Source organism: Paucibacter hankyongi, assembly GCF_037482915.1.
Classification (GTDB): Bacteria; Pseudomonadota; Gammaproteobacteria; order Burkholderiales; family Burkholderiaceae_C; genus Paucibacter_A; species Paucibacter_A hankyongi.
In genome coordinates this window covers 11,667-32,569 of record NZ_JBBHJX010000013.1, presented here as the reverse complement: position 1 = coordinate 32,569, position 20,903 = coordinate 11,667, and the positions used below count along the sequence as shown (strand labels likewise).

The following is a 20,903-nucleotide window of genomic DNA, read 5'->3' as shown; positions in this document are numbered from 1 at the left end:
GCGCAAGCCCTGCGGGCTTTGTTTTTTCTGCCCTCAACTGCCTAGCAGTGAGAAGCGTCAATCAGCGATCTTGAAGCTATGAAATACTGAGCCGAAACGGCCTCTTCAAACCGCGATGCAAGCGCCTGAAACCCCAATACCATCCCCACCACTGCCCACGCTGCGACAGCGTTTGTCCATGCAGATTTTGGGCTTGCTTTTTGTCGCGGTCGCCGCTTACGGCTTGCTGTTCTATTACCTGCAGGCCCGGCCGCTGCTGATCAACTTGGCGGCGAACGATGCGGAGCGTGCCGCCACCCAAGTTGAAAATCACATCAACGAAGCCACGGGCAGCCTCAGCAAGCTGGCCGCCATTGCCGGGGGCTGGGGCCGCAGCGGTTTGCTCGACATCGACAAACCCCAGGCCTTCAATCAGATCCTGAGGCAGTTGCTGTTGCAGCACCCCCTGGTTGATAGCGTTCACCTGGCAACACCCGAAGGCGAGGAGCTCAGCCTCCACCAAAAGGAAGGTAATCGCGGCTGGTTGAATCGGCAAGTGAGGCCAGATCAACAGCCGCGAAGCCTTTGGCTGAGCCATAACTCAGAATTGACGCAGACCGAGACCCGTGACGATGACACGGACTACCGCGTGGGTGAACAGCCATGGTTCAAGGCAGCGATGGCCGCGCAAGAAGAGCAACAACTTGTTTGGACCGCCCCTTACCTGAACGCTCTCAGCGGTGAGACGATCGTGTCCGCTGCAATGCGCTGGCGCAAGCCGAACGGCCAGATTCAAATCCTTGCCTTTGACCTGTCTTTACAAGACTTTTCCGACGTCACCAGCCGGCTCAGCATCGGGAATTCCGGGCGCGCCGCCGTGCTCTTGCCCGACGGCCGAGTGATTGGCGTGCCCAAGCATCCGAGCACAGATTCGCCTGCGGCGGTGAAAAGCATGGTGCTCAAGCCGATTGATCAGACACCGTTTCAAGTGATTCAGGCCGCCCACAAAAATTGGCAGCAAGGCGGACAGCAAGACATCGGTCTGCTGCGATTTGCCGTCGGCGCCGAGAACGATCGCGTTTGGTTTGCACGGGCTCAGAGAAGCAGGCTGCACGGCGGTTTCGAGTACCTGGTCTTGACGGTGGTGCCCGAGTCTGACTTTGTCAGCCTGGGTGGCGAGTTCCTGGCCCAGGCACTGCTGATGCTGGCTGCGCTCAGCTTGATGGGCTATGGCATGGCCCGACGATTGGCCACCAAGCTCAGCCGCTCGATGGCGGCGCTGGCAAAAGAGTCGCAACGCATCGGCCGCATGGACCTGAAGGAGCCGGTTCGCATTGAAGCGCGCTTCGCCGAAATGCAGCGCTTGGTCGAAGCGCAGGAGACGATGCGCCAAAGGCTTTTGCAATCCACCACCGAATTGGCCGAGGCGAATCACACCTTGGAGGCCAAGGTCGCGCAACGCACCGCGCAGTTGGCGGCCAACGAAGCGCGCTTGCTGGCCATCTTGCAAGACAGCCCCATCGGCGTGGGCATCATCGGCAAAGACGGCCAGGTGCATTTTTGCAACCGACAACTGGCGCGTCTCTTGGGCATGGCCACCGAGCAGGTGCAACAACATAATTTCACGGAGTTCTGGACCGAGCCCGGCGCGCGCGATTCCTTCTTGCAAACGCTCAGCTGCGGGCAAGATGTGTTGGACCAAGAGGTGCAATTCCAAGGCCTGGATGGTCGCAAGGTCTGGGTGCTGTTGAATGCACTCAATCTGGAGTTCCAGAATCAGCCCTGCCACATCTCCTGGTTCTATGACAGTACCGAGCGCCACGCCGCCATGCTGGCGCTGAAGCAGGCGCACGACTTGGCGGAAGAAGCCGCCAAGATGAAGGCCGACTTCCTGGCCAATATGAGCCATGAAATCCGCACGCCGATGAACGCCATCATCGGCATGTCGCATCTGGCCATGAAGACCGGGCTCAACCCGCGCCAGCACGACTACGTCAGCAAGATCCAGCAAGCGGGCCGCCATCTGCTGGGCATCATCAATGACATCCTGGACTTCTCCAAGATCGAGGCGGGCAAGCTAAGCCTGGAGGAGGTCGATTTCGAGCTCGACAAGGTGCTCGACAACCTCAGCAATCTGGTCGGTGAGAAAGCCTCCGGCAAAGGCCTGGAACTTCTGTTTGATGTGGCCAAAGATGTGCCGGCCATGTTGCGCGGCGACCCGCTGCGCCTGGGCCAGATACTGGTGAACTTTGGCAATAACGCGATCAAGTTCACCGACGAAGGCGAAGTCCGCGTGATCGCGCGGCTGGAAGAAGACCTGGGTGATCGCCTGCGCCTGCGCTTCACCGTCAAAGACACCGGCATCGGCTTGAGCGAAGCCCAACAGACCCAGCTCTTTCAGGCCTTTCAGCAGGCCGACAGCTCCACCACCCGCAAGTACGGCGGCACCGGATTGGGCTTGGCCATTTGCAAGCAGATAGCCGAGCTGATGGGCGGGCAAACCGGGGTGAGCAGCCAACTCGGCCAAGGCAGCAGCTTTTGGTTTACCGCCGAATTCAAAAAGAGCAGCGCCTCGCCCCCGAGCTACACCCCACGGCCCGATTTGCGCAACCGGCGCGTCTTGGTCGTGGATGACAACGCCCATGCGCGCAGCGTTCTGCATGATTTGCTGGAGTCCATGACTTTTCGCGTCACACAGGCCGCCAGCGGCCCCGAAGCGCTGGAAGAAATCGACAAAGCCCGCCAGGCGGGCGACCGCTTCGAACTGGTCTTGCTCGACTGGCAGATGCCCGGCATGGACGGCATTGAAACCGCCCGCCGCATCCAGGCCGGCCCCGCTGAGGGCGCGCCGCGGCTGGTGATGGTGACTGCTTACGGGCGCGAAGAGGTGATCGCCCAGGCGCGAGAGACCGGCATCGAAGACGTGCTGATCAAGCCGGTCAGCGCCTCGCTCTTGTTTGACACTGCCATTCAGCTGCTCAGCGACCCGCAAGACAAGCCCGGTGGCGCCAACGCGCCGGCGCCGAGCTCTTTGCTGGAGCAACTGGAGACTCGCCGTGGTGCCCGCATCCTGGTGGTTGAAGACAATGAGCTCAACCAGCAGGTCATTCGAGACCTGCTGACCGACGCTGGCTTGGTGGTGGAAGTGGCCGAACACGGCGCCGCCGCGCTGGACTATCTGGACACCCATGCGCCCTACGCCCTGGTGCTGATGGACATGCAAATGCCGGTCATGGACGGCCTGACCGCCACCCGCTTGTTGCGCGAGCGGCCGGCGCTGGCCTCGCTGCCGGTCTTGGCGATGACGGCCAACGCGATGGCGGCCGACCGCGAGCGCTGCTTGCAGGCCGGCATGAACGGTCACCTCAGCAAGCCGATTGAGCCCGAAGCTTTGTGGGCCGCCTTGCTGCAATGGATTGCGCCGCAAACCCAGGCGCAGCCGATGCAGAGCGCGGCTGGGGCTGACCCTGCGCCTGCGCCCTTGGCCGCCCCAGCGCTGCCCGAGGTCGCCGGCCTGGACATGGCCTCCGGCCTGCGCCGGGTGCTCGGCAAGCCCGAGCGCTACCTGGCCTCGCTGCAGCGCTATGTGACGAACCAAGCCTCGGCCGCTACGCAAATCCGACAGGCATTGCAAGACGCCGACTGGGCCACGGCCGAACGCTTGACCCACACCAGCAAAGGCCTGGCCGGCAATATCGGCGCCGATGCGGTGCAAGCCCAAGCCGCCGCGCTGGAGCATGCACTGGCGCAGCAAGCGCCCGAAAGCCAATGGCAGCCCTTGCTGGCAGACTTTGAAGCCGGCCTGGCGGGCTTGCTGGCGGCGCTGCGCCAAGGCTTGCCGGCCGAGCCCGAGGCGGCCCCGTCCGCGCCGCCCGCCGCAAGCGATGGGGCGGTGGCCTTGCCGACGCTGCGTCGCCTGGCCCAATTGCTGGCCGAAGACGACGCGGAAGCCGGCAGCCTTTTTGCCGAACACAAGCCTGCCTTGCAGGCGGCCCTGGCTCAGCGCTTTCAGCCGCTGGAAGCCGCCATCCTCAGCTTTGACTTTGAAGAAGCCCTGTCGGTGCTGAAGGCGCATGCCGAGCAAGCCGGCCTGGCCCTGGATTGAACGGAGAACCCCATGGAACCCTTGCAAGCCGAAACCAAAGCCACGGTCTTGGTCGTGGACGACACCCCCGACAACCTCAGCCTGATGAGCGATCTGCTGAAAGATGAGTACCGGGTCAAGGTCGCCAACAGCGGCGAGAAGGCGCTGAAGATCGCGGGCAGCGCTACCCCGCCCGACCTGATCCTGCTGGACATCATGATGCCGGGGCTGGACGGCTACCAGGTCTGCGCCCAGCTGAAGGCCGACGCGGGCACCCGCCACATCCCGGTGATCTTCCTGACGGCCAAGAACGAGATTGAGGATGAAAAGCGCGGCCTGGACCTTGGCGCGGTGGACTACATCACCAAGCCCATCAGCCCGCCCATCGTGCTGGCGCGGGTGAAGACCCAGTTGGCCTTGAAGGCCAGCGCCGACTTTTTGCGCGATCAGAACGCCTATCTGGAAAGCGAAGTGCAACGACGCACCCGCGAGGTGGCAGCGATTCAAGACGTCACCATCATGGCCATGGCCTCGCTGGCGGAAACCCGCGACAACGAAACCGGCAACCACATCCGCCGCACCCAGCACTACATCAAGGCCCTGGCCCTGCAGTTGCAGAAAGGCTCGCCCTACGCGGGCCAACTCGACGACCACACCATCGAGATGCTGTTCAAGTCGGCGCCGCTGCATGACATTGGCAAGGTCGGCATCCCTGATCGCATCTTGCTCAAGCCGGGTCGCTACGAGCCGCATGAATTCGAGATCATGAAGGCCCACCCCAAGCTGGGCCGCGACGCCATCATCCGCGCAGAGCAAGAGCTGGGCATGAGCGTGCCCTTCCTGAGGCATGCCAAAGACATCGCTTACGCCCACCAGGAAAAATGGGATGGCAGCGGCTACCCCGAGGGTTTGAGCGGCGAGGCCATCCCGCTATCCGCCCGCTTGATGGCCCTGGCTGATGTTTACGACGCGCTGATCAGCCGCCGGGTCTACAAAGCGCCGATGTCCCACGAACAAGCGGTCGCTATCATCAAGGAAGGACGCAGCACACATTTCGATCCACTGCTGGTCGATGCCTTCTTGGCGATTGAAGCCACCTTCATTGATGTCGCTGCGCAGTTTCAAGACAGCGATGAGGATATGGCCGAGAAAGAGCGGCAGATCGAGGTCGCCACCGGAGGCGCGACGACAAGGTGAGCTTGCCTCAGACGAAGCCCTGTAGGCCCGAGCTCATTCAGCGGGCGAAACGTCTCGCCCCAGCCACGCAGGCAATCACCGCCACGGTCACGCCCAACATCCCAGGGCTGACCTGCTCATGCAGCAAGCCCGCCGCCAAGGCCAGTCCGAAGAAGGGCTGCAGCAATTGCAGCTGCCCCACCGCTGCAATGCCGCCCTGCGCCAGGCCGCGATACCAAAAGACAAAGCCAATCAGCATGCTGAAGACCGACACATAGCCCAGGCTCAGCCAGGCGGGTGCCGAGATGCCGCTGAACTGCGCCGGCGCCAACTGCCAAGCCAAGACCGCCATAAAGGGCCATGCCAGCAACAATGCCCAGCTGATCACCTGCCAGCCGCCCAGGGTGCGCGACAACTTAGCCCCTTCCGCATAGCCCAGGCCGCAGACCAAGATCGCCATCAGCATCAACAGATCGCCGACGGGGGCTGCGCTCAGCCCTTGGGAAATCGCAAAGCCCACTACCAAAGCACTGCCCAAGATCGAGAAAAACCAAAACACCGGTCGCGGACGCTCGCCACCGCGCAGCACCGCGAAGACCGCCGTGCTCAAGGGCAGCAGGCCAAGAAAGACGATGGAGTGGGCCGAGCTGACATATTGCAGCGCCAGCGCCGTCAAGACCGGAAAGCCCAGAACCACGCCCAAGGCCACCATCGCCAGCGAACCCACTTGCTGACGCGAGGGCCGCGGCGCCCTGAACAGCAGCAATAGGCACAGGGCCAGCAGCGCGGCGATGCTGGCGCGGGCGGCCGTCAAAAAGAACGGCGTGAACTCCTGCACCGCCACCCGGGTGGCCGGCAAAGAGGCGCTGAAGATCTGCACACCGATGAATCCGTTCACCCAGCCCTGGAGCCCACCATAGGGCCGTGGAGCCAGGCCGCTCTCGCCCACTTGTTCTTGCCGCTTCATTGCACACTCCCTTGCCCCTGTCGCCGCTCCGAAATTGCGCCGAACTAGGTATGGCACGGCATCCGCCTCGGACTTGAGGGGCTTGCTGTCCGGCTATGCTAGGCGTGATACTCATGACATTCAATTAATTGTCATGGATACATTGCCGATGGTGCACGCCCGGTACAAACAAGTGGTGGACCGCCTGGCGGCCGACATCCGGGCCGGCCAGTTGGCCCCAGGCACGCGCCTACCCACCCACCGCGAACTGGCGCGCCAGGAAGGCATGGCCTTGGTCACGGCCAGCCGTGTGTATGCGGAGTTAGAAGCCATGGGTCTGGTCAGCGGCGAAACCGGCCGCGGCACCTATGTCCGCGAGGCGCTATTGCCGAAAGGCCTTGGCGTCGACCAACAAGCCGCCCCAGACGGCATGCTCGACCTGAACTTCAACTACCCCTCGATGCCCGGCCAGGCAGAACTGCTTCGCGCCGCACTGCGCCAGTTGGCAAGCGCCGGCAATCTGGAGGCGCTGCTGCGCTACTCGCCTCATGGCGGCCGTGCTCACGAGCGCGCGGCCGTGGCGCGCCATCTGCAGCATCGTGGATTGACGGTGGACAGCAGCCAGGTCGCCCTGGTCACCGGTGCCCAGCATGGTCTGGCCACCACGGTAATGGCCTTGCTGCAGGCCGGCGACGTCGTGGCCATCGACGCACTCAGCTATCCCGGCTTCAAACTGCTGGCCGAGGCCCATCGATTGGAATTGGTGCCACTGCCAGCCGCCGGCCAAGGCCCCGACCCCGAAGCCTTGCTGGCCTTGTGCCAACGCCGACGCGTGCGCGCCCTCTACACCATGCCGACCCTGCACAACCCGATGGGCTGGGTCATGCCCGCCAGCCAGCGGCGCGCCTTGGCCGAGGTGGCCCGGCGCCATGGCCTGCTGATCATTGAAGACGCAGCCTACGCCTTTCTCGCCAACAAAGCCCCGGCACCGTTGGCGAAACTGGCACCGGAGCTGACGGTTTATGTGAGCGGACTGTCCAAGAGCGTGGCGGCAGGCCTGCGAGTGGGCTTTGTGGCGGCGCCGGCGCCATGGCTGGCAAAGATCGAGCGAGCCATCCGCGCCACCACCTGGAATGCCCCGGGCTTGATGACGGCGATTGCCTGCGGCTGGCTGGAGGACGGCACGGTGGCCACACTGGAGGACCAAAAACGCCAGGATGCCCAGGCCCGGCAAGCCCTGCTCAGCCAGGTGTTCAGCGGCCTGAGCTGCATTCAGCACCCCGCGTCCTATTTTGCGTGGCTGCCGCTGTTGGAAGAGCAACGCGCCGACCGGGTGGCCATGGCGCTGCTGTCCCAAGGTATCTCAGTGTCAACGGCGCAGCCCTTCTCGACCGGCCCCGCGCCCCAGGCCTTGCGCCTCGCGCTCGGCTCGGTGCCAATGGATGAGCTGCGCGACGCGCTAGGCAAAGTCAGACGGGTGCTGGAAGCACAAGCGTATTAACAATTACGTCAAACGCAGTCTGGCAGCCGCGCTCTAGTCTGTCAGCCTAGCTTGTGACTAAGCGACTGAATCCTGCTCCGGCTAGGCGCAGGGCCGCTGTGAGATGGGCAACCGAAACTGGACCGAACGCTGAACTCGGCTGTCCGGTAATCGGCGCCCTCAGCGTATTCCCTGGTGCATTGCTTTTGGCGCCAAGCCCGCTGCGCTGCTAGGCTGACGGCCTTGCCCAATGGGCGCCGCACTCACCTCTTTGACCATGAACCCCTTACACAAGAAACTGAGCCTGGCCCTGCTGCTCGGCGCCTGCAGTCTGATGGCCCAGGCGCACAGCCTCAAGCCCGTCACCTCGGTCGAAGGCATCACCGAGTACCGGCTGCCCAACGGCTTGCAGATTCTGTTGGCGCCGGATGATGCCAAACCCAGCACCACGGTCAATGTGACCTACCGCGTCGGCTCCAAGCATGAAAACTATGGCGAGACCGGCATGGCCCATTTGCTGGAGCACCTGATTTTCAAGGGTAGCCCGAAGACGCCCGACCCCTGGGCCGAGTTCTCGCGCCGCGGCCTGCAGGCCAACGGCTCGACCTGGTTCGACCGCACCAACTACTTCGCCGCCTTTGCCGCCAATGATGACAACCTGAAGTGGTACCTGCAGTGGCAGGCCGACGCGATGGTCAACAGCTTCATTGCCCGGCGCCACCTCGACACCGAAATGACGGTGGTGCGCAATGAAATGGAGATGGGCGAGAACAACCCCGAGGGCATCACCACGCAGCGCATCTTGGCGGCCATGTACCAGTGGCACAACTACGGCAAAGACACGATTGGCGCGCGCAGCGATGTCGAGAACGTTGACATCCAGCGACTGCAGGCCTTTTATCGCAGCCATTACCAACCGGACAACGCGACGCTGACGGTGTCCGGCAAGTTTGACAAAGACAAGGTGCTGGACTGGGTTGAGCAGGGTTTCGGCAAGCTGCCTAAATCAAAGAAGCGCCCCGCTACCCTGTACACCGTGGACCCGGTGCAGGACGGGGAACGGATGCTGACGGTGCGCCGCGTCGGCGGCAATCCGCTCTCAATTGCGGCCTACCATGTGCCGCCGGGCGCGCACCCCGACTATGCGGCGATTGAGCTGCTGAATCTGATCCTGGCGGAAGCCCCAAGCGGACGCTTGCACAAGCGTCTGGTGGAAGAAACCCGGCTGGCAGCCTCGGTCCGCAATTTCGGTTTGGCCCTGGCGGAGCCGGGCTTCAGCATGCTGATCGCCGAAAGCGCCCCCGGCGCCTCGCAAGACGCCCTCAACCAAGAGTTGGTGGCGGTGACCGAGGGCCTGGCGGCCCGCCCGATCACGGCCCAAGAACTGAGCCGTGCCAAGACGCGCTGGCTGAACCGTTGGGAACGCAGCTTCACCAGCCCGGAAGAGGTGGGAGTGACCTTGTCGGAGACGATTGCCCAAGGCGACTGGCGCTTGTTCTTCCTGCTGCGTGACCGCATCAAGGCCATCAGCCTGGCCGAGGTGCAGCGCGTCGCCAACGAGCGCTTCCTGCCCGCCAACCGGACCCAGGCGCAATACATCCCGACCGATAAGCCGCTGCGCGCACCGGCGCCGGCGATGGTGAATCTGAACGAACAGATGCAAAGCTTCAAGCCACAGGCGGCCGCTCCCGCCGTGGCCGCTTTTGATGCGTCGCCCGCAGCCATTGATGCCAAGACTCTGCGCCGTCGATTGCCCAATGGCATGCAGCTGACACTACTGCCCAAGCCGACCCGAGGCCAGGCCGTGCACGGCATCATCAGCCTGAAGCTGGGCGATGCACAAAGCCTGTTCGGCCAACAAAGCGTGGCCCAGATTGCCGCAGCGCTGCTGAGCAAGGGCACGCAAACACTGGACCGCGAGCAGCTGCGCGACGCACTCGACGCAGCCAAGGTGGAATTGGCCGTCAGCGGCTCCGACAGCGGCGACCGGGTGACTGTGAACTGGAGCAGCAAGCGCGAACAAGCGCCTCGCGCGCTGGCCTTGATCAGCGAAATGCTGCGCCAACCACGCTTTGATGCTGCCACCTTGGAAGAAGTACGCAGCCAGGCGCTGGCCGCCATCCAAGCGCAGCGCGACGACCCCGAGGGCGTGGCCGGCAAGGCTCTGGCCACGGCGCTGGACCAATACCCGACCGGCGACCCTCGCCACGCACGCAGCTTTGATGAAGAAGTGGCGGATCACAAGGCCGTGACGCTGGAGCAGGTGCGCGCCTTGCATGCAAGGCTTTATGGCGGGCAGCAAGCCCAGCTGAGCCTGGTGGGAGACTTTGACCCGGTCGCCATCGAAGCCGAGGCTCAACGTTTGTTGGGCGACTGGCGCGCCAGCACTGCACACCAACACCTGGCGCGTAGTGCCTCCGCCGCGCCTGGGCGCCTGCAGCTGATCGGCACACCGGACAAGCAGAACGCGATGATGCTGGGCACCTTGCAGTTGCCGCTGACCGACACACACGCCGACCGCGCCGCACTGGCCATGGCCAGCTACCTGGTCGGCGGCTCCAGCAGTTCACGCCTGTGGGTGCGCATCCGCGAGAAGGAAGGCCTCTCATACGGCGTTGGCGCCGGCATCCGCTTCGGCGAGCTTGATGCGGTGTCACCGCTGTGGGTTTATGGCATCTTTGCGCCGCAGAATCGAGCCAAGGTCGAGGCCGCCATGCGCGAAGAGTTGAGCCGAGCGTTGAAAGACGGGTTCAGCCCCCGCGAAATCGGCGAGGCCAAGCAGGCACTCTTGAGCGACCGTCGCCTGGCCCGTGCGCAAGATGACGCGATGAGCGCACTCTTGGTCAACCATGCCGAATTGGGCCGCACGATGGCGCATGAGCAGCAGTTGGATCAAGCCCTGAATGCATTGAGTCAAGAGCAGGTCAACGCGGCCCTGCGCAAGTACTTCAAGCTGGACGATTTCCAGCTCATCTTCGCCGGCGACTTCAAGTAAGCAAGTGCTGCAGTCGGCACTTAGCGGACATCCGACTTGGAGCGACTGCTTGCCGGTCTTAGCGAAAGAGCAAAGGCTGTGGTTGAGCAGGCCGACTGGGCACTCTGCCCCGGGCTTGCACCCGGGTCTCCGCCTTTACCTCGCGGTTCAGAGTGCCCAGCCGTCCTGCTCCGGCAGGATGGGCTGTTGCGCAAGAACAATCGCCGAGGGCGTCGGGGGTACGGTGAAGCGAAGTAAAGGGGGAGGGTCTGGCGCAGCCAGAGCCGGAGGACTGAGGCTGGACATGAACAGTCCTGAGGACTGTTCGTGCCTGCCGAAGGCTCAGGCCTATGGCCTGAGCATGAGCGGAATCGTGCACCCGATGGCCTCGGCAAGAGGAACACTAAAGTCCGCTAAGTGCCGCATTCCGTCACATCACGCCGAAGTTCAGCGCTGAGCCCATGTCTAAGCAGCCCCTAATCTCAAGGTAGTGATTGATGCGGAGATGCCCGTGGTCGGTCTACACTGCAAGCGCCCCTGTGTAGCAACTCGCTCGCAGGCCCACCAGACCTTGACGGTTGAACATCGGATTCGCACCCTTCATGTCCCCCGCCAACGCCCCAAGACCCTGCCCCTACTGCGATCACGTCAGCCCGCCTGATTCGAAATTCTGCAATGAGTGCGGCGCGGCCCTGCATCTGCAGCCCTGTCCGCACTGCGGCGCAGTCAACGACATCACCAAAAGCACGGTCTGCGGTCGCTGCCAAGGCGATCTGCATCCGCCGCAGGATACGCAACCCGCAGAAGATCTACCGGTCCTGAGCGTCGAAGTCGAGCCACCGCCGAGCCCGGCCTCGTCGAGCAGCGCCACACCACCAACAGCGCCTGCGGCCGCGCCTTTCAGTGCTTCGCTGTACAGCCCGCCGCAACAACGGCGCTCTCCGGTGCTGTTGCTGGGTTTGCTGACGCTGGCTCTCGGCGCCGGCGGCTATTACGCCTACCAAAGCTACCTGGCGCCTACAGCTGACCCACGCCATGCAACTGAAGGATCGCCAGACGCCTTGCAGCCCCAAGTCCAGGCGCCGACCCAGACCGGCACGGCAAGCCTGACGCCCTCCCCGAGCGGCACTGAGCAAGCGCCGAGCGCCCCAGCCATCGCGCCCATGACTACGACGCCATCAGCCGGCCAAACGCCCGCGGTGGACTCACCGCCTGTAGCCAAGGCGGACGCCTCTTCAGCGGCTGCGGTCGAAGCGGCAAACACTGCCGAGGCAACGGCGAGCGCCGGGGCGCTCAACAAGCCCGCGGCACCCGCCAGACTTGCTGCCAAGCAGTTGCCCCGACCTGAAGCTTCGAGCCCAACAGGCGCGAATGCCTCCGCAACGCCAGCGCCGCTGGTCAGCAGCCGGCAGCGCAGCGAAGCGCAACAAGGCCTGGACCTGAAGAAGCCGCAGATCAATAGCTGTACCGACGCGGTCGCCGCGCTCGGCCTTTGCACCCCAGACACCAAGCCCAGGAGCCCCTAGATGATCGTTCTCTCACGCCCGACCCTGTTGCGCACCGTCATCCTTGCGGCCCTGGCGCTGGCCGGTGGGTTGGCCCAGGCCGCCGCCGAATACAAAATCGTCACCGCCTCTGAAAAAGGCACCTACTTCGCCATCGGCAAGGACTTGGCCAAGTTCGTCGCGCCGGACGCCGATATCCAACTGGAAGTGCTGCCCACCTCGGGCTCGGCGGCCAACGTCAAACTAATGCGTTATGAGCCTGGCGTTAAATTGGCCGTGGTGCAGGCCGATGTGTATCAGGCCTTTTTGGACCGCGCCAGCGCGGGCAATGCCGAAGCCGCCCAGATCATCAAGCCGCTGCGCGTGGTGCTGCCGCTCTACAACACCGAGATCCACTACATCGTTCGCTCCGATTCGGAGATGAACTATCTGCACGACATTCGCGGCGCCAAGATCAATGGCGGCCTGGTCGGCAGTGGTGCGGCCCTGATCACCCACACGCTCTACAAAATGATGTTCGGTGGCGCGATGCCCGATGAACAGGCCAGCTTTCTTTCCAACGAAGAAGCGCTGGTCAAGCTGATCGGCGACAAGTCGGTCGACGTGGTGGTGGTGGCAGCGGGTCAACCCGCCCCGTTGATCGCCAATATGAAACCGGAAGCGCAAAAATTCATCAAACTGCTGAAGTTCGACCCCAGGCATGCGTCTGCCCAAGCGGCCTTGAACGTCTACGCACCGGCCACCGTGCAGGCGGCCAGTTATCCGAATTTGCTGACCGAGGACTTCACCACCATTTCGGTCGGCGCCTTCTTGGTCACCTATGACTACAACCTGAAGGACACGCTGGCGCATTTCTCCATGTTGGGCAAGTCGCTGTGCCAGAACTTCTCCCGCCTGCAGGCCGAGGGACATCCAAAGTGGAAGGAAGTCGACCTGTCGCTGCCCAAACTGCCTCCGGGCTGGACCTATTACGCCCCCACCTACCGGGAGATGCGCAACTGCGTGGTCAAAAAGCCCAAGAAATGCTCGTCCGAAGAGCGCATTCTGGGCCTGTGCGGCGCCTGAGTCTCGGTACGCTTCAGCGCCGGATCAAGCCGATGCCGGCGCGCTGAACTGACGTCGATACAGCGCCGGCGTCTGCCCGGTGGTTTGACGAAAACAACGGCTGAAGTGTGCCTGGTCGCAAAAACCCAGGGTCACCGCCAATTCAGCCAAGCTCGGGCACTCGGCTTGTGCCAGCGCCTGCAGCGCATCCTGCAAGCGTGCCCGCTGAATCACCCATTTTGGCGACACGCCAATCTGCTCGGCAAAGCTGCGCTGCAAGGCCCGCTCACTCAAGCCCAACAAGGCCTGCAGCTGAGCCACCCGGATCAAGCCGGGGTCTCGCATCACCTGTTGCACCGCAGCGTCTAACTCGAGCGGGGCAGAATCAGCGGCGGGGAGCTGCGTCAATAGCAAGGCCTCGGCCATGTCGACCGCCTGCTGATCACTGTGGGCGGCCATCAACGCCGCCTCGACCTGCTGCACCCGCGCGGCGGTGATCCCGGTCATGCCCTGGTGCACGAGCAACTGGCGGCCGGTCAAGGACTGCACCGACTGGTTCAACCAAGGTCGCAAGCCGCCACATTTGAAGCGCAGCCCGTGAACCCGACCGCGCCCTTCCAGGCGGCGCACAAAGACGCCGCGCGCCACGCCATGCAAAGCGGTCAGCCCGGCCTCAAACACCAAATGGGTGTTGGGATAGGGCAGCACGCGCTGCACATGCACTTGGCCGGGCGGCAGGTCCCATTCGATCAGCCAATGAAAATCCAACCAAGGGGCCAAGGCCGGGCCGACCGGGTAGCGATGCAGTTGGAAGTCGGCCGGAGCCTCTGCATGCAGCAAGGCCCGCTCATTCAGCTGCCGGTTTTCTGGCGCGCCGAGACCCTCGGCCGAAGGCGATGGACTTGTCGGATTTGTACAAGCCGGCGCACAGCCGGTAGGCGATGATGCTTGCATGCAGAACGGTAAACCCCAACCCAAACGCCGAGCCTGCTTGAAGCGCAGCGCCGGCCTGATCGCATTGTGGAGCAACTTGATGAGTACAAGCGCCCGGGCACAGAGCCCTGAATTGCAGCGCGCCAGTGGGCGTTTCGAGGTCAAGATTGGTGCGCCTCAGGCCATGATTAGCCCGCCAGGCGCCACCGCGATGTTTCGGCGCAGCCTCGACAAGCAATACAGCGGCGATATGAGCGGAGCCGCCTTGGGGGAGATGCAAATGGCCGGCCAGCCGCAAGCGGGCGAAGCGGCATACACCGCCATCGAATCCTTCATCGGCCAATTGAACGGGCGTAGCGGTAGCTTTGCGCTGGCGCACCTGGGTTTGATGAATGGCGGGCAGCAGGACCTGCGCATTGCCATCGTGCCAGGCTCGGGCAGTGGCGAGTTGGCCGGCATCAGCGGTGAGCTGACGCTGCGCATCGACGCCGGTGTGCATCACTATGAATTGAATTACCGGCTGAAGGCCGCCGGCTAGTCCGAAGTACGGCGCGTCGGCATGTGCTCCCTGCGAGCACAGGGCCTGCCCTCTTGACCCCCGCGGGTGTCTCACGCAGCATCGCTACCATGCTGCGACAGCCCCGCCCCCTCACCGCCGCGCCGACTTGGCGCGATAACAAGCGCTGGTGGTGGCTGTTGTCGGCGATCTTTCCCGGTCTGATCTGGAGCCATCTGTTCAAGTACCAAGAGACGGGTCAGATCGCTTGGCTCTGGCTGATGAGCGTGGTGACCTATGTGGTGGTGCCGCTGCTGGATGGGCTCTTGGGCCCGGACACCAGCAACCCGCCGGAAGAGGCTCTGGCCGACTTGGAGCAACAGCGCTGGTACCAAGTGCTGCTGCTCGTCTTTGTGCCGCTGCAATACGGGTTGACCATGCACGGGGCTTGGCTGGTCGCGCACCAAACGCAAATGCCAGGCGGATCGCTAGGCTTGCTGGGCTGGCTGGGTTTGATCCTGACCGTCGGCGGCGTCAACGGTATTGCCATCAACACCGCACATGAACTGGGGCACAAGCAGCCGGCCTGGCAGCGCTGGCTGGCCCGCATCACCTTGGCGCCGGTGGCCTACGGGCATTTCTTTGTCGAGCACAACCGTGGCCATCACCGCCGCGTCGCCACCTTGGAGGACCCCGCCAGCGCACGCATGGGCGAGAGCTTCTGGGCCTTTTTGCCGCGCAGCATGATCGGCAGTCTGCGCTCGGCCTGGGCGCTGGAGCGCGCCCGCTTGAAAGGCCATCGTTTGCCGGCCTGGCATTGGCGCAATCAATGCCTGCAAGCCTGGGCCATGACGCTGCTGTTCTACGCCGCGCTATGCCTCTGGCTGGGCTTGGGCGTGCTGCCGTTTTTGCTGATCCAGGCCTTTTATGGCGCCTCACTGCTGGAGGTGGTGAACTACATCGAGCATTACGGACTCTTGCGTGCGCTAGGCCCGGATGGCCGCCCGGTGCGGTGCGAGCCCGAGCACTCCTGGAATTCCAATCACCGGGTCTCGAATCTCTTCTTGTTTCATCTGCAGCGGCACAGCGATCATCACGCCCACCCGACCCGCCCCTACCAAGCGCTGCGCCATTTCGAGAGCAGTCCACAGCTCCCCACGGGCTATGCCGGCCTGCTGCTGTTGGCCTATCTGCCGCCACTGTGGTTCCGTTTGATGGACCCCAAGGTACTGGCGCATTACGGCGGCGACATCAGCCGTGCCAATCTACAGCCCAGCCGGCGTACCGCGCTGCTGCGGCGTTATGCCAAAGGTGTGGAGCTGAGGCCCTGAGCGGAGGCAGTTGGGGAAATTTTTGGCCACCTCGCATCCCGCGAGCCTCAGAAAAAACTAAGCCGACAAGCGCCACTCTGATGAGTTTTGCTTGCCGGCGTAGCTCCTCTCCCCTTTGACCAACGCGCTGAGGTCCAGGCAACGCGTCAATCAGGTAACAAGTATCCTGATCGGGGCCCGGCTTGACCATCCCTCTTTATGGGGATGACTGCCGCCACCCAATGAAAACCCGATCAGGCGACGCTCAGCCGCGCCGCTTGGCTACTTTCACGCAAGACATCGTCGAGCAAATTCAAGTAGTAGGCCAGCGGCGGCGTGCGCTTGCCCGGATGCTTGGCCAGATCGTCCCAGCGGCGCAGTTGCAGTGCACGGCTGGCCTGCGGCTGCGCCATAAAAATCAGCCGCTCCTCGGCATTCATGGGGCCGCCCTGCAGGCCGAGTGAGTGCCGCGAAGCCAGCGACAAACCATCGGCGTAACGGATATCGGTCGCCACCAGATAGCGCTTGGCCTGCACATGCAGCGCGATGGGCTCCAGCACGGCCGGGCCGAAGCCACCCGCAGCCAACAAGCTCAAGGCACGCTCCTCATGGTGATCGTCGTTCAGCGCATCATCAGGAGAGCCGTCCAGCAACTGGCCCAGGTCATGCAAGAAAGCCGCGGCCACCAAGGCATTGTCAGCATGCGCCCATTCCGCCAATTGCGCGCATTGCAGCGCATGCTCGAGCGCACTGACGCTTTCGCGCCGAGCCAAGTGTTGACCGATGTAGAGACTTGCGCCCCGGCGCTCAAACAAGGCCTCGACTTTGCACACCACATCCATCGCACAGTTCCCAATATCTCAGACCCGGCATCTTGCAGCCTGGGCAATGACCGCACCGTGACAAAGCGGCGATGAGAGTGTGAATGTGAAAGCTCACCGCGGTTCTCATTCAAATTGAATGAACTGTGGCGTCAACAGGGCTGAACCTCCTGGGCCAGGCCGAAGGGCACACTGCGTGGAGCGCTGCAAAGCCTAAGCCCACCACTCGGTCCTTGAAACCCTTCCATGCCACTCGACTCAAATACGCCCCCAGCCTCGGCTCGCTACAGCCTGCTTGCAGTCGCCCTGCATTGGCTGCTGGCCCTGGCCATCGTCGGCGCCTTCGGCATGGGCGTTTACATGACGGACCTGCCCTTCTCGCCGTCGCGGCTGAAGCTGTACAACTGGCACAAATGGGCCGGCGTGACGATTCTTTTGCTGTCGGCGCTGCGCCTGTTGTGGCGCCTGAGCCATCGGCCGCCGGCGGACCTGCCGATGCCGGCGTGGCAGGCGCGCGCCGCCCACCTGACCCATGTGCTGATGTATGTGCTGTTCTTCGCCTTGCCGCTGGCCGGCTGGGCCTACAGCTCGGCGGCCGGCTTCCCTATCGTCTGGTTCGGCGTACTGCCCCTGCCGGACTGGGTGCCGGTCGACAAGGCCTTGGCCGACACCCTCAAGCTGAGCCACAAATTGCTGGCCTTCGGACTCGCCGGGCTGGTGCTGATGCACATTGGCGCGGCCTTGAAACATCAATGGATTGACCGCGACGGACTACTGGCCCGCATGTCGCCGCTGCCCAAATCAGGAAAGAAAAAACAATGAACGCAACAACCATCAACGCCGGCTTGATCGCCCTGGCCGGCTTTGCCAGCCTGGGCCTCGCAGCACCGGCGGCAGCACAATCAAAGCCCGCCGCCAGCAGCCTGGCGGCCAGCCCCGCCCAGTTGCAGAGCGCTCAAAGCGAGCTCGGCTTCACCAGCCGACAGATGGGCGTGCCGGTGGAGGGGCGCTTCAAACGCTTTGATGCCAAGCTCAGCTTTGACCCCAAGAAGCCCGAGGCGGCCCAGGTCGCCTTCACCATCGACCTGAACAGCGTGGCCCTGGGTGCACCCGAACTCGAAGCCGAGTTGGCCAAAGCACCTTGGTTTGACAGCAAAAAACTGGCCCAAGCCAGTTTCGTCAGCACCGCAGTCAAAGCCACCGGCGCGGCCAAGTTCGAGGTCACCGGCAGGCTGACGATCAAGGGCCAGACGCGCGACATCACCGTGCCCATCGGCCTCAGCCAAGCGGGTACTGCCACCACCGCCAACGGCGGCTTCGTGCTGAAGCGGCTCGAATTCAAGATCGGTGACGGCGAATGGGCCGACACCTCGATGGTGGCCAATGAAGTGCAGGTGAAGTTCAAGCTCGCCTTCACCGGCATTGCCGCCCTTTAACTCACCCTCACCCCTTTTTAACCCAGACTGAGAACTCACCCCATGATGAAGAAAACTTTGATCCTGGCCGCCCTCGGCCTCGCCGCTAGCCTGGCCCAGGCCGAATCCGCCACCTACGCGATCGACCCGACCCACACCTTCGTGACCTACGAGATCAGCCACTTTGGCACCTCCACCAACCGTGGCCGCTTCGACAAGAAAGAAGGTTCGGTGAAGTTTGACCGCGCCGCCAAGACTGGCCGCGTCGAGATCAGCTTCCCCTTGGCCTCGGTCAGTACCGGTGTGGGCCCGATGGACAAGCATCTGCAGAGCGAAGACTTCTTCCTGACCGAGAAATTCCCGGTCGCCACCTTTGTCGGTGACAAATTCGTCTTCAACGGCGACAAAGTCAGCGAAGTGCAGGGCCTGCTGACGCTGCGCGGCAAGACCAACCCGGTCACCCTGAAGGCCAATGCCTTCAATTGCTATGACAACCCGATGTTCAAGCGCGAAGTCTGCGGCGGTGACTTTGAAGCCACCATCGACCGCACCCAATGGGGCATCGACTACGGCCTGGCCTGGGGCTTCCCGAAGAACGTCAAGCTGATCATTCAGGTCGAAGCCGTCAAGCAGTAAAACCGAGGCAATAGGCCGCGTTTCGCGCCGTACCGACGCGCCGCCGCCCCCTCGAGAAGCCCACCCGCCCCATGGCCGGTGGGCTTTTTTTGCGTCCAGGGGCGCGCCGACTGTCGCGTTTCGATGCATTTCGCCCCGCCGACTCGACGCTGTATCGCGCACGCATCGCTCAGCCCTTGGCGCTTGCGTACAGTGCGAGGCATGGAACAAGGTCCCTCTCCCATGAAAGCCACGCCGCCCCGCGCGGGTTCGCCAACGCCGTATCAACGCTGGTTGAATTTTTCTGCTGCCGTCATGCGCGGCTTTCATGTCTACGCCGGCTGGCTGGTCAGCATCAGCTGGAAGCGCTTCATCGTTTTGGCCGTGGCCTTGCTGATTGGCGTCAACATCCTGCAGGACCTGCCGCCCTTCACCTGGCGCATGACCTCCAGCATCACCGCCGACGAAGACCCAGAACCGGCCGCCGACCCGGAACCCGCCGCCAAGGCGGCGCCCAGCAGCGCGGCCAAGACCAAGCCGATGATGGGTTCGGAGGGCGGGGTTCACTACGAAGTCAGCATCGACGAACGCGGCGTGCGGGTGATTCCACGCAAGGCCCGGGCCGCCCCGGCATCGGCGGCATCCGGCACGGCCGTCGGCGAAGAAGATGGCAGCGACGTCGACCCCGATCTGCCGGCCATCACCATCAAACTGCCAAAAGACGCCAATAGCGGCGAGGTCAACCGCGCCATTGAGCAAGCGCGCCGCGGCGTGCAGGACGCCTTGGAGCAGGCCAGCAAGGCCTCACAAGAAGCCGCCGTGGCGGCCGCCAGGGAAGCGGCCCGCGAGGCCGCACGAGAAGCCGCGCGCAGTGCGGCGCGCCCCCCGCGCACACACACCACGGTGGTGCACTTTGGCGACTTCCTGATCAAGCTGGCGGTGTTCTGGATTCTGGGTTCGGCCCTGATCAAGGTGACCTACAAGGGCCGCTTGCAAGCCGAGGTGAAGGCCGCCCAAGCCACCGAGACCGCCGAGGCCGAGTCGCTGAAGCGCCAGGTCGTGGAGGCCCGCATGGCCGCCATGCAGGCCCAGGTGGAGCCGCACTTCCTCTTCAATACCTTGGCCTCGATCGACCATTTGATCGAGACGGACCCGCCGCGCGCCTCGCAGATGCAGAAGAACCTGATCTCGCTGCTGCGCGCCTCCATGCCGACGATGCGCGAGGCGAATGCCAGCGGCGTGCGCGATCTGGCACGCGAGTTGGCGGTCATCAAGCCCTATCTTGAGATTCTCAAGATGCGCATGGAAGAGCGCCTGCAGACCGAAATCGATGTGCCGGAAGGCCTGCTGTCGGCCGAGTTCCCGCCGATGATGATCCAAAGCCTGGTCGAGAACGCCATCAAGCATGGCCTGGAGCCCAAGGCCGAGGGCGGCAGCCTGCTGGTCAAGGCCGAAGTCAGCCACGGGAAACTGGCCGTGACGGTGGCCGACACCGGCCTGGGCTTTGGCCGCGCAGCCACCAGCGGCACCGGCGTCGGCCTGGCCAATATCCGCGAACGCTTGATGCTGCTGTACGGCGCCAAGGCCAGCGTGACCGTCAGCGAGAACCAGCCGAGTGGCACCAAGGTCACCATCACCGTCCCCTACCGCAGCCGCGGCCACGATGAACAAGGAGCAAACACATGAAAAACGTTTTCAGATGGTTCTTGATTGCCGGCGCCGTGGTCGGGCTGTTGGCGCTGTGCAGCGGTTTTGCACTCTGGCAGGGCTTGCATGAATTTGCCATGCACCCCGATGTGAGCCTGAGCATCAATGGTGAAGACATCGACATTCAAGGCCTGCGCGACCTGGGCTCGACGCCCTGGTACGAGGTGATGTTCGGCATGACGGTGGCCGGCCTGGTGGTCTGCCTGATCCTGCCCATCGTGTTGGTGTTCAGCATTGGCCTGCCGATCCTGCTGACGGTGATGATCCTGGGAGGCGTGGCCTTTGGCCTGCTGAGCCTGGGCAGCCTGCTGTTCTCACCCTTCATCATCTTGGCGCTGTTGCTGTGGCTGGTGTTCCGAAACAAGCGGCGCCCGGCCCAGGGCATGCCCCAGGCCGCGCCGCGCGCCTAAGCGCTAGC

16 protein-coding genes are annotated in these 20,903 nt (G+C 63.4%); 13 read left to right on the top strand and 3 right to left on the bottom strand.

Going from position 1 to position 20,903, the window contains the following annotated elements; all coding sequences use genetic code 11:
* The first annotated feature begins 178 nt into the window (after positions 1 to 178).
* Positions 179 to 4,084, top strand: coding sequence for a PAS domain-containing hybrid sensor histidine kinase/response regulator family protein (locus tag WG899_RS17085; protein WP_339596858.1), 3,906 nt, complete (start codon positions 179 to 181; stop codon positions 4,082 to 4,084).
* 12 nt (positions 4,085 to 4,096) lie between these two features.
* Positions 4,097 to 5,260 (top strand): response regulator, encoded by a 1,164-nt coding sequence (locus tag WG899_RS17080; RefSeq protein ID WP_339596857.1) that lies wholly within the window; start codon positions 4,097 to 4,099, stop codon positions 5,258 to 5,260.
* Between the two features lie 37 nt (positions 5,261 to 5,297).
* On the opposite strand, the gene WG899_RS17075 is transcribed toward WG899_RS17080, so the two are convergent.
* Entirely contained in the window at positions 5,298 to 6,206 is a 909-nt protein-coding gene (locus tag WG899_RS17075; RefSeq protein WP_339596856.1) for a DMT family transporter, read from the bottom strand.
* A gap of 148 nt (positions 6,207 to 6,354) precedes the next feature.
* On the opposite strand from WG899_RS17075, the gene WG899_RS17070 reads away from it, so the two are divergent.
* The 4 genes from WG899_RS17070 (at position 6,355) to WG899_RS17055 (ending at position 13,209) form a co-directional block, all read left to right on the top strand.
* Positions 6,355 to 7,686 (top strand): aminotransferase-like domain-containing protein, encoded by a 1,332-nt coding sequence (locus tag WG899_RS17070; protein ID WP_339596939.1) that lies wholly within the window; start codon positions 6,355 to 6,357, stop codon positions 7,684 to 7,686.
* A gap of 256 nt (positions 7,687 to 7,942) precedes the next feature.
* Complete coding sequence (locus tag WG899_RS17065; protein ID WP_339596855.1) at positions 7,943 to 10,660, top strand: M16 family metallopeptidase; 2,718 nt, start codon at positions 7,943 to 7,945, stop codon at positions 10,658 to 10,660.
* Between the two features lie 581 nt (positions 10,661 to 11,241).
* Positions 11,242 to 12,165, top strand: a complete 924-nt coding sequence (locus WG899_RS17060) for a zinc ribbon domain-containing protein (RefSeq protein WP_339596854.1) — start codon at positions 11,242 to 11,244, stop codon at positions 12,163 to 12,165.
* Positions 12,166 to 13,209 (top strand): TAXI family TRAP transporter solute-binding subunit, encoded by a 1,044-nt coding sequence (locus WG899_RS17055; protein ID WP_339596853.1) that lies wholly within the window; start codon positions 12,166 to 12,168, stop codon positions 13,207 to 13,209.
* A gap of 24 nt (positions 13,210 to 13,233) precedes the next feature.
* Here the strand turns inward: WG899_RS17055 and WG899_RS17050 are convergent, their stop codons facing one another.
* The gene (locus WG899_RS17050; RefSeq protein WP_339596852.1) at positions 13,234 to 14,028 is read right to left on the bottom strand and encodes a helix-turn-helix domain-containing protein; all 795 of its coding nucleotides are present in this window, start codon (positions 14,026 to 14,028) and stop codon (positions 13,234 to 13,236) included.
* A gap of 193 nt (positions 14,029 to 14,221) precedes the next feature.
* Between WG899_RS17050 and WG899_RS17045 the strand changes: the two genes are divergently transcribed.
* Together WG899_RS17045 and WG899_RS17040 are read left to right on the top strand one after the other, a co-directional pair.
* Positions 14,222 to 14,659: a DUF3224 domain-containing protein gene (locus tag WG899_RS17045; RefSeq protein WP_339596851.1), complete on the top strand. Its 438-nt coding sequence runs from the start codon at positions 14,222 to 14,224 to the stop codon at positions 14,657 to 14,659.
* An 89-nt stretch (positions 14,660 to 14,748) separates the two neighbouring features.
* A complete protein-coding gene (locus WG899_RS17040; protein ID WP_339596850.1) occupies positions 14,749 to 15,948 on the top strand; it encodes an alkane 1-monooxygenase in 1,200 nt (399 codons plus the stop codon).
* A gap of 233 nt (positions 15,949 to 16,181) precedes the next feature.
* On the opposite strand, the gene WG899_RS17035 is transcribed toward WG899_RS17040, so the two are convergent.
* Positions 16,182 to 16,769, bottom strand: a complete 588-nt coding sequence (locus WG899_RS17035) for an HD domain-containing protein (RefSeq protein ID WP_339596849.1) — start codon at positions 16,767 to 16,769, stop codon at positions 16,182 to 16,184.
* A gap of 225 nt (positions 16,770 to 16,994) precedes the next feature.
* On the opposite strand from WG899_RS17035, the gene WG899_RS17030 reads away from it, so the two are divergent.
* The 5 genes from WG899_RS17030 to WG899_RS17010 all read left to right on the top strand — a co-directional run bounded on the left by WG899_RS17030 (position 16,995) and on the right by WG899_RS17010 (position 20,895).
* Entirely contained in the window at positions 16,995 to 17,570 is a 576-nt protein-coding gene (locus WG899_RS17030) for a cytochrome b (protein ID WP_339596848.1), read from the top strand.
* Positions 17,567 to 18,184 carry a YceI family protein gene (locus WG899_RS17025; RefSeq protein WP_339596847.1) on the top strand — a complete coding sequence of 206 codons (618 nt, stop codon included), beginning with the start codon at positions 17,567 to 17,569 and terminating at the stop codon, positions 18,182 to 18,184. The genes WG899_RS17030 and WG899_RS17025 overlap by 4 nt, the downstream gene beginning before the upstream one ends.
* Positions 18,185 to 18,229: 45 nt before the next feature.
* Positions 18,230 to 18,799 carry a YceI family protein gene (locus WG899_RS17020; RefSeq protein ID WP_339596938.1) on the top strand — a complete coding sequence of 190 codons (570 nt, stop codon included), beginning with the start codon at positions 18,230 to 18,232 and terminating at the stop codon, positions 18,797 to 18,799.
* Between the two features lie 222 nt (positions 18,800 to 19,021).
* A complete protein-coding gene (locus WG899_RS17015; RefSeq protein ID WP_339596846.1) occupies positions 19,022 to 20,464 on the top strand; it encodes a sensor histidine kinase in 1,443 nt (480 codons plus the stop codon).
* Positions 20,461 to 20,895, top strand: a complete 435-nt coding sequence (locus WG899_RS17010) for a hypothetical protein (protein WP_339596845.1) — start codon at positions 20,461 to 20,463, stop codon at positions 20,893 to 20,895. Before WG899_RS17015 ends, WG899_RS17010 begins: the two co-directional genes overlap by 4 nt.
* The last annotated feature ends 8 nt before the right edge of the window (positions 20,896 to 20,903 follow it).